Raw genomic sequence first — 13,099 nt, forward strand, 5'->3', positions numbered from 1 at the left:
GCCGTTGGGCCGGGGTCAGTGCATCTCGTCGAGCTCGTCTTCCGGCAGCTCGGCGATGTCACGGGACAGCTGCTTGAACTCCTCATGGAGCTCGATGCCCCGCCGGGCCCGCAGGTTGCGCTGGGCGGCGGTGCGGCTGCGCTGCTCGTGCTCGACGACTTCCATGCTCATGAAGATGTCGAGGAGTTCGCTCTTCAGGGAGGTTAACCGTTCGACATTGCGCATGATCGACTCTCCTTGGACACTACGCGGCACTGCAAGTCTTACTATATCTCACTTGACAGAATGATGACGATCAGGGTTTTACGCCACAACGCAGGGTAAACGCTAGCGTTCGGACGGGGTCACCGCTGGCGGCCGGGGCGGCACCGACATCTTGCGCTGCACAACGCCGGCTCCTTGGGCATACTGTGTCAAACCCGTTACCCGTATCGTCACTGCCCGGGGCGATACCCCCATTCGAGGAGCTTCCAGTGAGCAGCGCCCTTTTCGATGAGATGAGACGCCGCATGGAGCACTTCCGCCGCTCCGAGCAGAAGGTGGCGCGCTTCGTGCTGCGCAACCCCGAGGAAGTGATCCACATGCGCATCGTCGACCTGGCCACCGAGGCCAAGGTCAGCGAACCCACGGTGGTGCGCTTCTGCCGCGCCCTGGGCTGCAACGGCTTCCAGGACTTCAAGCTCAAGCTGGCCCAGATGCTGGCCACCGGCAGCCAGTTCGCCCAGTTCTCCATGAACGACAGCGACTCGGTGGCGGAATTCTCCCAGAGCATCTTCGATTCCACCGTGGGCACCCTGCTGTCGGTGCGCGACCGCCTCGACAACGAGGCGCTGAGCCAGGCGATCAACGCCCTGGCCATGGCCAACCGGGTGGAGTTCTACGGCTTCGGCGCCTCCGGCGCAGTGGCCTTCGACGCCCAGCACAAGTTCTTCCGCCTGCAGATCTCCACCGCGGCCTATGCCGACCCGCACATGCAGAACATGTCGGCGGTGACCCTCAAGGAGGGCGACGTGGTGGTGGCGATCTCCCAGACCGGCCGTACCCGGGCGCTGGTGGCCAGCGTGCGCCTGGCCAGGGAGGCCGGCGCCACGGTGATCGGGCTCTGCCCCAGCGGCTCGCCGCTGGCCGAGGAGGTCACCCTGCCGCTCTATATCGACGTCCACGAGGACACCGAGATCTACACTCCCATGAGCTCGCGCATCGCCCACCTGGTGCTGGTCGACGTGCTGGCGGTGGGCGTGGCCAAGACCCGCGGTCCCAAGCTGGCCGAGCAGCTCAAGTCGGTGAAGAAAAGCTTGATTCCGCTGCGCTACCCCGAGGAAGAGGCCTAGGCAAAACCAGGCGCGGCGAGGGCAGGCCGAGGAGGAGAGGCGGGCAATATGCTAAGCTGATCGCCCATTTTCCGAGCAGCGATGCCCTCTCCATGGACGACGTCACGGCGATCCTCGACCACCTCAACACCGCCCAGCGCGAGGCGGTCAGTGCCCCCCAGGGCAACATGCTGGTGCTGGCCGGTGCCGGCTCCGGCAAGACCCGGGTGCTGGTCCACCGCATCGCCTGGCTGATGCAGGCCGAGGGGCTCTCCCCCTATGCCGTGCTCGCCGTGACCTTTACCAACAAGGCGGCCCGCGAGATGCGCACCCGCCTGGAGGCGCTGCTCGGGCTCTCCCTGCGCCACGTCTGGGTGGGCACCTTCCACTCCACGGCCCACCGCCTGCTGCGCACCCACTGGCAGGATGCCCGGCTGCCCCAGCACTTCCAGATCATCGATTCCGATGACCAGCTGCGCCTGATCAAGCGGCTGATCAAGGAGCACGAGATCGATGACGAGCGCTTCCCGCCGCGCCAGGTGCAGAGCTTCATCTCGGGCTGCAAGGAGGAAGGGCTGCGCCCCCACCAGGTCGACGTCCATGGCGACGCCTACCTGGGGCAGATGGTGGAGCTCTACGAGCGTTACCAGCTCACCTGCGAGCGCGGCGGCCTGGTGGACTTCGGCGAGCTCCTGCTGCGCAGCCTCGAACTCCTGCGCGACAACCCCGCCCTGCTGACCCACTACCAGGAGCGCTTCGCCCACGTGCTGGTGGATGAGTTCCAGGACACCAACACCCTGCAGTACGCCTGGCTGAAGCTGCTCACCGGCATGCGCACGCCGATGACCGTTGTGGGCGACGACGACCAGTCCATCTACGGCTGGCGCGGCGCCCGGGTGGAGAACATCCGCCGCTTCGAGCAGGAGTTCCCGGAGACGAAGACGGTGCGCCTGGAGCAGAACTACCGCTCCACCAGCGCCATCCTCGAGGCCGCCAACGCCCTGATCAGCCACAACACCGAGCGCATGGGCAAGGAGCTGTGGACCGACGGCGCCCGCGGCGAGCCCATCTCCGTCTATGCGGGCTTCAACGACCTGGACGAGTCCCGCTTCATCGTCGACACCATCCGCGAGAAGGTCGACGAGGGCTTCCATCGCCGCGAGATCGCCATCCTCTACCGCTCCAACGCCCAGTCCCGGGTGATCGAGGAGACCCTGATCCGCCAGGGCGTGCCCTACCGCATCTACGGCGGGCACCGCTTCTACGAGCGCCTGGAGATCAAGAACGCCCTGGCCTACCTGCGCCTGCTGCTCAACCGCGACGACGACGCCTCCCTGGAGCGGGTGATCAACGTGCCGGCCCGGGGCATCGGCACCCGCACCGTGGAGCTTCTGCGCACCCGGGCCCGGGAGAGCGGCGTCTCGCTGTGGCAGGCGCTGCATGACGGACTGAGCGACGGCACCCTCAAGGGGCGTGCCGGCAGCGTCGTGCAGGCCTTCGCCGAGCTGATCGAGCGGCTCGACGACGAGACCGCGGGGCTGGCGCTGCACGAGATCATCGATCACGTCATCGAGCGCTCGGGGCTGGTCGAGCACCACCGCAGCGAGAAGGGCGAGAAGGGGCAGGCCCGGGTCGAGAATCTGGAGGAGCTGGTCAACGCCGCCCGCGCCTTCACCCAGGGCGAGTCCTTCGATCCCCCCGAGGCCGGCGAGGGAGCCGTGGCGCTGGAGGCCTTCCTCTCCGAGGCGGCGCTGAATGCCGGCGAGCACGAGGCCGACGAGTTCGAGGACAGCGTCCAGCTGATGACCCTGCACGCCGCCAAGGGGCTGGAGTTCCCGGTGGTCTTCATGGCCGGCGTGGAGGAGGGGCTCTTCCCCCACCGCATGTCGGCGGAGGAGCCGGGGCGCCTGGAGGAGGAGCGCCGGCTCTGCTACGTGGGCCTGACCCGCGCCATGAAGAAGCTCTACCTGACCCACGCCGAGATCCGCCGCCTGCACGGCAAGGAGACCTTCCAGCGGGCCTCGCGCTTCCTGCGCGAGCTCCCCGAGCAGTACCTGGAGGAGGTGCGCCTGCGCGGCCAGATCAGCCGGCCGGTAACGACCTCGCGCCCCTCGGGGCTGCGCCAGACCGAGGTGAATGGCGGCGCCGACCTGCCGAGTCTCTCGCTGGGCCAGCGGGTCCACCACCCGGTGTTCGGCGAGGGGGTGATCCTCAACGCCGAGGGGCAGGGCGAGCGCGCCCGGGTGCATGTCAGCTTCGAGGGCGAGGGCGACAAGTGGCTGGTGCTGGGCTTCGCCAAGCTGACGCCGCTCTGAGGGTCGTTGACGATAACGTCAACGTCGCAGTCTTGTGGCCCAATTCGGCCTTGGCGCATACTCGCTGGCGGACACCACCGCGCGTCATCACGCCGCGCGGCCCGATATAACAAGCCTTTCGGAGTCATGCCCTCATGCAACGCCGCAACTTCCTGAAGACCCTCGGTGCCGGCGCCGCCGGCGTCGCCGCCGCCCCCTTCGTGGCCACCACCGCCAAGGCCCAGGAGACCATCACCTGGGACATGGTCACCTCCTGGCCGCGCAACTTTCCGGCGCTCGGCACCGGAGCCAACGAGTTCGCCCAGCGCGTCGAGGCGCTCTCCGGCGGGCGCATGCGCATCCGCGTGCACGGTGCCGGCGAGCTGGTGCCCGCCATGGAGGTCTTCGATGCCGTGGCCGCCGGCACCGCCGAGATGGGTCACTCCGCCGCCTACTACTGGCGCGGCAAGGTCGCGGCCTCCCAGTTCTTCACCGCGGTGCCCTTCGGCATGAACACCACCGAGACCAACGCCTGGCTCTACCACGGTGGCGGCCAGGAGCTGTGGGACGAGATCTACGCCAAGCACAACCTCAAGCCCTTCGCGGTGGGCAACACCGGTACCCAGATGGCGGGCTGGTTCAAGAAGGAGATCAACTCCCTCTCGGACATGCAGGGCATTCGCCTGCGCCTGCCGGGCCTGGCCGGGGAGGCGATGAACCGCATCGGCGTCACCACCGTCAACATGCCGGCCTCCGAGATCTTCACCTCCCTGCAGACCGGCGTGCTGGACGCCGCCGACTGGGTCGGCCCCTACAACGACATGGCACTCGGCCTCTATCAGGTGGCCTACTACTACTACACCTCGGTGTGGAACGAGCCCAGCGCGGTGCTCGAGGGGACCGTCAACCTGGATGCCTGGAACGCCCTGCCCGACGACCTCAAGGCGGTGGTGCGCGAGGCGGCCAAGGCCTCCAACCTGGCGATGATCAGCGAGTTCGCCTACCGCAACGCCCAGGCCCTCGAGACCCTGGTCGACGAGCACGGCGTGCAGCTGCGCACCTTCCCGGAGGATGTCATGCAGGCGCTCTATGATGCCTCCATGGAGGTGGTCCAGGCCCAGGTCGACAGCGATCCGGATTCGAAGAAGGTCTACGACTCCTACGTGGCCTTCCAGCAGCTGGTACGGCCGTTCAGCGACGTCGGCGAGTACTCCTACCTGAAGGGGCGCGAGGCCGTCGGCGCCTGATACCGCGCGTGCGGAATCGCTATCGGGGGCGCCACTTGGCGCCCCCGATGCGTTGCGGCTGATCGGCGAGAAGAGATGGCCTACTGGTGCACGGCGCGGATGCGGCCCTTGTCGTCCAGGGCCACCATCACGAAGGTCGCCTCGGTCACCTTGTGCAGCTCCTTGGAGTCACGCTCCTGGGGCTGGCGGATCCACACCTCCACGTCGATGCGGATCGAGCTGTGGCCGATCTCGCAGACGGTGGTGTAAATGTTGACCATGGAGCCCACGCGCACCGGGCAGAGGAAGTCCATGGCCTCGATGGCCACGGTGGCGGTGCGGCCATGGGCCTCGCGACCGGCGGCCAGCTCGGCGGCCTGGTCCATGTGGGCCACCAGCCAGCCGCCGGCGATGTCGCCATGCAGATTGGTGTCCTGACGGCTGGCCAGCAGTTTCAGGGTGAGCTCGCCCCGGGGAGCGGGGATATCGTCGAGGTCTGTCATGAAAGTGTCATCATCCTGGCTTGTTATTGTGGCCGTAAGCGACAAGAGGCATACGGATGTCTGAATCGGGGGTCATGGTATATGCAGTCGCCGCCGCCCACCAGCATGGCCCCGTGGCCCGCCGCAGGGGCGGCGGCAGGCGGATGACTTGGCGGCAGCGGGCGGCGATGGGCTGTCTGGCGCTGCTGCTGGTGTGGGCGCCGGGCCTGGCCCAGGCGGATGCCGACGAGGTGGCCGGTACCCTGGGGGCCGTGGGCTCCGATACCCTGGCAGGGCTGATGCTGCACTGGGGGGAGGCCCTGGCCGAGCAGTACCCGGCGGTACGCCTGCAGCTGCAGGCCAGCGGTTCGTCCAGCGCTCCCACGGCGCTGATCGCTGGTACCACCCGCCTGGGCCCCATGTCGCGCCCCATGAGCGAGGCCGAGCGGGCGGCCTTCGTGGCGCGCCACGGCTATCCGCCGCTGGAGCTCGAGGTGGCCCGGGATGCCCTGGCGGTGGTGGTGCATCGCCACAATCCGCTGGAGAGCCTGACCCTGGCCGAGCTGGATGCGCTCTTTTCGGACACCCTGCGCTGCGGTGGCGAGGCCCCCATCGAGCGCTGGTCACAGCTCGGCAGCGGCCTGCCCGAAGGGCGCGTGCGGCTGCATGGCCGCAACGTGGCCTCCGGCACCCATGACCTCTTTCGCCTGCGCGGCCTGTGCGGGGGGCGCTTTCGGCTCGACGTCAACGAGCATCCCGGCTCGGCCGCGGTGGTGGCGGCGGTAGCGGCGGAGCCCGGCGCCATCGGCTATGCCGGGCTCAACCACCTGACGCCGGCGGTGCGCCCCGTTGCCCGGCGCGACAGCGAGAGCGGCGAGCTCCACCCGCCCAGCGCCATGATGGTGAGCCGCGGCGACTATCCGCTTTCGCGCAGCCTCTATGTCTATGTCAACCGGCCGCCGGGGGCGACCCTGCCCGGGCCCGAGCGCGCCTTCCTCGAGCTGGTGCTCTCCGACGCCGGCCAGGCGGTGGTGAAAGAGCTCGGCTTCGTGCCCCTGACCCCGGCCGAGCGTGAGCGCCAGAGGCGCCGTCTCGAGGGCCATGGAGGCCGCTGAGGCTGTCACCCAACTGTCATCAGGATGTCGTAAAGTGTTGTCATCACCCTTGCCGATGATCGACCGGGAGCGGCCATGATCGACCCTTTGCCGCCCAGGGCCCAGCCGCGCCACCAGTGGTGGCGGCGCCTGCGGGACCGCCTGGCGACCCTGCTGATCACGGCCGGCGGCATCGGCGTGGTGGCGGCGGTGCTCGCCATCGGCCTCTTCCTGGCCCTGGAGGTGGCGCCGCTGTTTCTCGAGGCGGACTCGGGCGTCGGCTGGCGCGAGCTGTGGCAGCCCCGCTGGCAGCCCGGCACCCTGCCCGGGGAGTCCCCCCTGTTTGGCCTGCAGCCGCTGGCCTGGGGCACCCTCAAGGCGGCCTTCTGGGCGCTGCTGTTCGCCGTGCCGCTGGCGCTGGGCGCGGCCATCCACTCGGCCCTCTACATGCCGCCGCGGCTGCGCAGCCGCCTCAAGCCGACCCTGGAGTTGATGGAGGCGATGCCCGGCGTGGTGGTCGGCTTCGTTGCCGGCCTGGTACTGGCGCCCTGGGTGGAGCGCCACCTGGCCGGCGCCCTGGCGCTGGTGGCGGTGCTGCCGGGGGGGCTGCTGCTCGCCGGCCTGGCCTGGACACGCCTGCCGGCGCCCTGGCGGCGTCGGCTTCCCCAGGGCTGGGCCGGGCTGTGGCTGATCCCCTGGCTGGCGCTGCTGGCGGGTCTGGCGCTGTGGCTCTCGCCCTGGCTCGAGTCGCTGCTGTTCGGCGGTGACCTGCGCGGCTGGCTGGAGGCGCACTTCGGGCTCGGCTATGCCTCGCGCAACGCGCTGATCGTCGGCCTGGCCATGGGCTTCGCGGTCATTCCCGGCATCTATGCCCTGGCCGAGGATGCACTCTCCGGGGTGCCGGCGAGCCTGGGCGAGGGCGCCCAGGCGCTGGGCGCGACCCGCTGGCAGAGCCTGTGGAAGGTGGTGCTGCCTGCGGCGGCCCCCGGGGTGTTCAGCGCGGTGATGATCGGCGCCGGCCGCGCCGTGGGCGAGACCATAATCGTGCTGATGGCCAGCGGCAACACCGCGCTGATGACCCTGAGCCCCCTGGAGGGGATGCGTTCCCTGGCCGCCACCATCGCCATCGAGCTGCCCGAGGCGGTGCCGGGCGGGGTCCACTACCGGCTGCTGTTCCTGGCGGCGCTGGCGCTGTTCGTGTTCACCTTCCTGGTCAATACCCTGGCGGAGCTGGTGCGCGCCCGGCTGCGCCGCCGCTACCGCCGCCTGGGGGGACTTTCATGATCGGCCCCGGGCGCGCTCGGCTGCCCCGCGGCGAGGGGCCCTGGCCGTGGCTGGCCGCCGGCAGCGTGGCGCTGTCGCTGCTGCTGCTGGCCGGGCTCCTGACCCTGCTGGCGGTGCGGGGGATGGGGCACTTCTGGCCGTCGCCCCTCACCCTGGTGACCCTGGAGGATGGCCGCCAGCTGGCCGGCCAGGCGGTGCGCGAGGAGCGCCTGCCAGGCGGCGAGAAGCGCGAGCGCCTCTACCGCACGGCCAATCGCGACCTGGACGGCGCGATCTGGCGCTGGGTGGCCGTGGACGAGATCGCCGAGGAAAGCCGCCCCCGGGACCTGGTGGTGCTGGAGCGTACCCGCTGGGGCACCTTCCAGGGGCGCCTGTTGGCCCTCGAGAGTGCCGCAGGGCGCGTCGAGGGGGAGGCCGCCTGGGCGGCCCTGCAGGTGCGCCTGCAGGAGCTCGCGGCCCTGAGGGCGGAGCGTGATCGCCTGCGCGACGAGGTGGTACCCCTGGCTCGGCGGCTGGACCGGGATCCCGAGGCCGACAGTCAGCTTGCCCGGGCCAATGCCCGCATCCGGGTGCTTCAGGCGCGCATGGGGGGGACTCGCTTGCTGCTGGAGAGCGTCGACGGGCGTCGCCTCGAGCAGCCGCTGGAGCAGGTGCTGCGCGCCTGGCGGCCCAACGCCATGTCGACGCCCCAGAAGCTGGCCGCCTGGGGGCAGGGCGTGTGGCGCTTCCTCGCCGAGGGGCCCCGCGCCGCCAACACCGCCGGCGGGGTGTGGCCGGCGATCTTCGGTACCGTGCTGATGGTGCTGCTGATGTCGGTGGTGGTGACCCCCTTCGGCGTGCTGGCGGCCATCTACCTCAACGAGGTCGCCCATCAGGGACGCTTCACCCGGCTGGTGCGCATCGCGGTGCGCAACCTGGCCGGGGTGCCCTCCATCGTCTATGGAGTGTTCGGGCTTGGGGTCTTCGTCTACGGCATCGGCGGCACCCTGGACGAGTGGTTCTTCGCCGATCAGCTGCCCTCGCCCACCTTCGGCACCGGCGGCCTGCTGTGGGCCTCGCTGACCCTGGCGCTGCTGACCCTGCCGGTGGTGATCGTGGCCACCGAGGAGGGGCTGGCGCGGGTGCCGGACCATCAGCGCGAGGGCGCCCTGGCGCTGGGCGCCACCCGGGTGGAGATGCTGACCCGGGTGATCCTGCCGATGACCGCCCCGGCCATGCTCACCGGGGTGATCCTGGCCGTGGCCCGGGCCGCCGGTGAGGTGGCGCCGCTGATGCTGGTGGGGGTCGCCAAGCTGGCGCCCCAGGTGCCGGTGGACGGTGATTTCCCCTTCCTGCATCTTGAACGGAAGTTCATGCATCTGGGCTACCACATCTACGACGTGGCCTTCCATGGGGACGATGTCCAGGCGGCGCTGCCGCTGGTCTACGCCACCGCGCTGCTGCTGGTGCTGGTGATCCTGGTGCTTAACCTGACTGCAATATTCCTGCGCCATCATCTAAGAGCGCGTCACGGGGCCCTGCCGCGCCGCTAGCGGCAGCGCCCGAGGAGTGAGGAACCCGATGTCCGTCTTCCCGTCGCCACGGTCCGCTGCCGGCAGTCCGATCATCGACTTCGACCCGGCCGCCTGCTGCCTGGAGATCGAGGGGCTGAGCCTGGCCTACGGGGAGACGCCGGCGCTGCGCGAGCTCTCGCTGCGCGTGCCGCGCCAGCGGGTCACCGCCTTCATCGGGCCCTCGGGGTGCGGGAAGTCGACGCTGCGGCGGGCCCTCAACCGGCTCCACGACCTCAACGACGAGGTGCGGCTCGCCGGGCGGATTCGCCTCGAGGGGCAGGATATTCACGCCCCCGAGGTGGAGGTGGCGGAGCTGCGCCGGCGGGTCGGCATGGTGTTCCAGGCGCCCAACCCCTTCCCGATGTCGATCTACGACAACGTCGCCTTCGGGCTGCGGCTGCAGGGGGGTATCCGCAAGCGCCAGCTGGACGACATCGTCGAGTGGGCGCTGCAATCGGCGGCGCTGTGGGATGAGGTGAAGGATCGCCTGAGGAGTTCGGCCTGGGCGCTCTCCGGCGGCCAGCAGCAGCGCCTGGTGATCGCCCGCACCCTGGCGGTGCGCCCCGAGGTGCTGCTGCTCGACGAGCCGGCCTCGGCGCTGGATCCGATCTCGACGCTGAAGATCGAAGAGCTGATCCGTAACCTTAAGTCGCAGCTGACCCTGGTGCTGGTCACCCACAACATGCAGCAGGCGGCGCGGGTCTCCGACTACACCGCCTTCCTGCAGGAGGGCGAGCTGGTGGAGTACGGCCCCACCGACAGGCTCTTCACCAATCCGCGCCTCGTGCGCACCGAGAACTACATCACCGGGCGCATGGCCTGACGGCCGGCCCCAAGGAGAGTCCCATGGACATCACCAGCGATATCCACAGCCGCCACATCTCGCGGCAGTTCAACCAGGAGCTCGAGGAGCTCAAGACCCACCTGATGGCCATGGGCGGCCTGGTGGAGAAGCAGATCCAGGAGGCGGTGGCCGCACTGCTCGAGGGGGACTCCGACCTGGCCCGCCGGGTGGTGGAGAACGATCGCGCGGTCAACGACATGCAGATCAAGATCGACGAGGAGTGCACCCAGGTGCTGGCGCGCCGCCAGCCGGCGGCCTCGGACCTACGCCTGGTGCTGGCGGTGATCCGCGCCGCCTCCGATCTGGAGCGCATCGGCGACGAGGCGAGCAAGATCGCCCGCAACGCCGCCGACCTGATCGCCGCCGATAACGGCACCCGCGGCTTCGTCGAGGTGCGCATGATCAGCGAGCACGTGCGGCGCATGGTGCGCGATGCCCTGACCTCCTTCGCCCGCTTCGATACCGAGCTGGCGCTGAAGCTGGTGCATGAGGACGAGGAGGTGGACGAGGAGTACCGCAGCGCCATGCGCTCGCTGATGACCTTCATGATGGAGGATGCCCGCTCGATCTCGCCGATCCTCAGCTTGATGTGGATCCTGCGCGCCCTGGAGCGCATCGGCGATCACGCCAACAACCTGGCCGAGTACGTGGTCTACCTGGTCAAGGGGCTGGATATCCGCCACACCGACCCCGAGGACCTCGACGAGCAGGCGATCACCCGCAAGGGATAGGCCTGACTCGGTCGACCGTCATGCTCGAGGCTGTTCCGGCGACAGGTCTTCGAGGGGGCGCTGTGAACCCATCCTTGGGCGCTACCGACGCCATCCCTGGCGTAGGACCCCCTCTTCGACCTGTCCCCGGCGCCTCTCGCTCATTGCAACGGTGCATGGGTTGACGGTCCCTCTGGATTGGCTGTCAATGTCGCAGGCCACTGCCCCTGGCGGTGGCCTTCGTCGTTTTCCCGTGAAGGAATCACCATGCTTGATGCCGTCACCGCCCTGGCCCGGGGCACCCGCCTGGCCTACTCCCGCGGCCTGCGCCGCTACGTCTTCGTGCCCATCGTCATCAACCTGCTGGTCTACGGGGCCATGCTGCGCTTCGTGCTGGCCAACTTCGGCGGCTGGCTGGAGGGCTGGATGGCGCTGGTGCCGGCCTGGCTTGGCTGGCTCGAGTGGCTGATCTGGCCGCTGTTCGTGATCAGCCTGGTGGTGATTGTCTTCTTCACCTTCACCCTGGTGACCCACCTGATCGCCGCCCCCTTCTACGGCTTCCTGGCGGCCAGGGTGGAGGCGGTGGCCACCGGGCGGCCACCGCTGGACGATCGCGGCTTCATGAAGACGGCGGTGGATGCCATGGGGCGCGAGCTGGTCAAGCTGGCCTATATCGCGCCAAGAGCCCTGCTGCTCTTCCTGGTGAGCTGGATTCCCGGGGTGAACCTCGCCGCCCCGCTGCTCTGGGCGCTCTTCTCCGCCTGGGTGATGGCGATCGCCTACCTGGACTACCCCATGGACAACAACAAGGTGAGCTTCGCCGAGATGCGCCGACGGCTGGCGGCGCGCTGGTGGCAGAGCCTCACCTATGGCGGCTGCGTGACCCTGGTGACCTGGATTCCCCTGGCCAACCTCTTCCTGCTGCCCGGCGCGGTGTCCGGCGCGGTGCTGATGTGGGACCGCCACTACCGGGAGCCGGCGGTCTCAGAGGCTCGCTGAGGACTTCTCGGCGGCCTCAGCCGCGAGTCGCTCGGCGGGGAACAGGCAGCGGAAGCGGGCGCCCTGGCCCGGGCGGGAGTCGATCTCCAGGCGGGCGTCGTGGCGCAGCAGCACATGCTTGACGATGGCGAGGCCAAGCCCGGTGCCGCCGGTGGCGGCGCTGCGCCCCTTGTCGACCCGGTAGAAGCGCTCGGTGAGCCGCGGCAGGTGCACCGGATCGATGCCCTCGCCGTTGTCCTCCACCTCCAGGCAGGCGCCGTCGCCGTGGGGCCGCCAGCGCAGCACGATGCGGCTGCCCTCGGGGGTGTAGCGCACCGCGTTGAAGGCCAGGTTGGAGAGGGCGCTGTGGATCTCCTGCTCGCTGCCGAGCAGTGACTTGGGTTCCACCAGCTCCACCTCGACGGTGTGGCGGCCGGCGGCCGTCGCCGTCGCGTCGCGCTGCACGCTGCCCAGCAGGGCGTCCATGCCCAGCGGGGTGTGGTCCTCGCCGCCGCGGTCGATCTCCAGGCGCGACAGCAGCAGCAGGTCGCTGACCAGGTTCTGCATGCGGCTGGTCTGCTCCTGCATACTGGGCAGCCCCCGGGCGAAGCGCGGCGGCAGCTGGTCGGCGTAGGTGGCGTAGGTCTCCAGGTAGCCGGCCAGCACGGTGAGTGGGGTGCGCAGCTCGTGGGAGACATTGGCCACGAAGTCGCGGCGCATCTCCTCCAGGCGGTGCAGGCGGGTGATGTCGCGGGCCATCAGCAGCCGCTCGTCATCGCCGTAGAGGGTGATCTGGAACTGCAGCACCATCTGCTCGTCGATGGGCGAGGGCAGCGTCAGCGGCTCGCGGTAGTCGCGGGCATGGAAGTAGTCGATGAAGCGCGGATCGCGCAGCAGGTTGGTGATGTGGTGGCCGCGGTCATGGGCGGCGTTGAGCCCCAGCATGCGCTCGGCGGCGCTGTTCCACCACTCCATGTCGCCGTGGCGGTCGAGCATCACCACGCTGTCGCGCATCGCCTCGGAGGACTCCTGGATGCGCTTGATGATCCCGAGCAGCCGCTCCTGGGTGTGGCGCTGCCCCTTCTGGTAGCGGTAGAGACGGTCGAACAGCTCGCCCCACACGCCGGTGGTGGCGGGAGGCTCGGCCTGGGGGGTGAGGGTCAGCCAGCGGTGGAGGCGGTAGAGCTGGCGTAGATGAAAGGCCAGGCAGGCCGCGAGGCCGAGGGCCAGGCCCGCCCAGGCATGGGACAGCAGCCAGCCCACCAGCAGGCCGATGCCGGCCAGCAGCAGAAGTCGCCATAGCTCCCGCCTCCAGAGGCCCACG

General features: G+C 69.4%; 12 protein-coding genes. 9 read left to right on the forward strand and 3 right to left on the reverse strand.

The genetic code is table 11. From position 1 onward, the window contains the following. Positions 1–15: 15 nt before the first annotated feature. On the reverse strand, positions 16–225 hold the full coding sequence (locus B6N23_RS10040) for a PA3496 family putative envelope integrity protein (protein ID WP_110069414.1): 210 nt from the start codon (positions 223–225) through the stop codon (positions 16–18). Between the two features lie 248 nt (positions 226–473). On the opposite strand from B6N23_RS10040, the gene hexR reads away from it, so the two are divergent. From hexR to B6N23_RS10055, 3 genes are all read left to right on the forward strand, one after another. Beyond that, positions 474–1,331: a transcriptional regulator HexR gene (hexR, locus tag B6N23_RS10045; RefSeq protein WP_110069415.1), complete on the forward strand. Its 858-nt coding sequence runs from the start codon at positions 474–476 to the stop codon at positions 1,329–1,331. A gap of 92 nt (positions 1,332–1,423) precedes the next feature. Continuing rightward, complete coding sequence (gene uvrD, locus B6N23_RS10050) at positions 1,424–3,625, forward strand: DNA helicase II (RefSeq protein ID WP_119022262.1); 2,202 nt, start codon at positions 1,424–1,426, stop codon at positions 3,623–3,625. Between the two features lie 134 nt (positions 3,626–3,759). After that, on the forward strand, positions 3,760–4,851 hold the full coding sequence (locus B6N23_RS10055; RefSeq protein WP_305498385.1) for a TRAP transporter substrate-binding protein: 1,092 nt from the start codon (positions 3,760–3,762) through the stop codon (positions 4,849–4,851). An 80-nt stretch (positions 4,852–4,931) separates the two neighbouring features. Here the strand turns inward: B6N23_RS10055 and B6N23_RS10060 are convergent, their stop codons facing one another. Next, on the reverse strand, positions 4,932–5,333 hold the full coding sequence (locus B6N23_RS10060) for an acyl-CoA thioesterase (RefSeq protein ID WP_119022260.1): 402 nt from the start codon (positions 5,331–5,333) through the stop codon (positions 4,932–4,934). A 143-nt stretch (positions 5,334–5,476) separates the two neighbouring features. On the opposite strand from B6N23_RS10060, the gene B6N23_RS10065 reads away from it, so the two are divergent. The 6 genes from B6N23_RS10065 to cysZ all read left to right on the forward strand — a co-directional run bounded on the left by B6N23_RS10065 (position 5,477) and on the right by cysZ (position 11,796). Beyond that, positions 5,477–6,427, forward strand: a complete 951-nt coding sequence (locus B6N23_RS10065) for a PstS family phosphate ABC transporter substrate-binding protein (RefSeq protein ID WP_305498388.1) — start codon at positions 5,477–5,479, stop codon at positions 6,425–6,427. 75 nt (positions 6,428–6,502) lie between these two features. Next, positions 6,503–7,690: an ABC transporter permease subunit gene (locus B6N23_RS10070; protein ID WP_305498390.1), complete on the forward strand. Its 1,188-nt coding sequence runs from the start codon at positions 6,503–6,505 to the stop codon at positions 7,688–7,690. Next, complete coding sequence (pstA, locus tag B6N23_RS10075) at positions 7,687–9,222, forward strand: phosphate ABC transporter permease PstA (protein ID WP_305498392.1); 1,536 nt, start codon at positions 7,687–7,689, stop codon at positions 9,220–9,222. The genes B6N23_RS10070 and pstA overlap by 4 nt, the downstream gene beginning before the upstream one ends. A gap of 28 nt (positions 9,223–9,250) precedes the next feature. Then, the gene (gene pstB, locus B6N23_RS10080; protein WP_305498394.1) at positions 9,251–10,066 is read left to right on the forward strand and encodes a phosphate ABC transporter ATP-binding protein PstB; all 816 of its coding nucleotides are present in this window, start codon (positions 9,251–9,253) and stop codon (positions 10,064–10,066) included. Between the two features lie 23 nt (positions 10,067–10,089). Further along, the gene (gene phoU / locus B6N23_RS10085) at positions 10,090–10,818 is read left to right on the forward strand and encodes a phosphate signaling complex protein PhoU (RefSeq protein ID WP_119022256.1); all 729 of its coding nucleotides are present in this window, start codon (positions 10,090–10,092) and stop codon (positions 10,816–10,818) included. A 246-nt stretch (positions 10,819–11,064) separates the two neighbouring features. Further along, entirely contained in the window at positions 11,065–11,796 is a 732-nt protein-coding gene (gene cysZ, locus B6N23_RS10090; protein WP_305498397.1) for a sulfate transporter CysZ, read from the forward strand. Here the strand turns inward: cysZ and phoR are convergent. Beyond that, entirely contained in the window at positions 11,782–13,098 is a 1,317-nt protein-coding gene (gene phoR / locus B6N23_RS10095) for a phosphate regulon sensor histidine kinase PhoR (RefSeq protein ID WP_305498399.1), read from the reverse strand. The genes cysZ and phoR overlap by 15 nt on opposite strands. Between the last annotated feature and the right edge of the window lies 1 nt (position 13,099).

Source organism: Halomonas alkalicola, assembly GCF_030704205.1.
In the GTDB taxonomy this organism is placed as follows: Bacteria; Pseudomonadota; Gammaproteobacteria; order Pseudomonadales; family Halomonadaceae; genus Halomonas; species Halomonas alkalicola.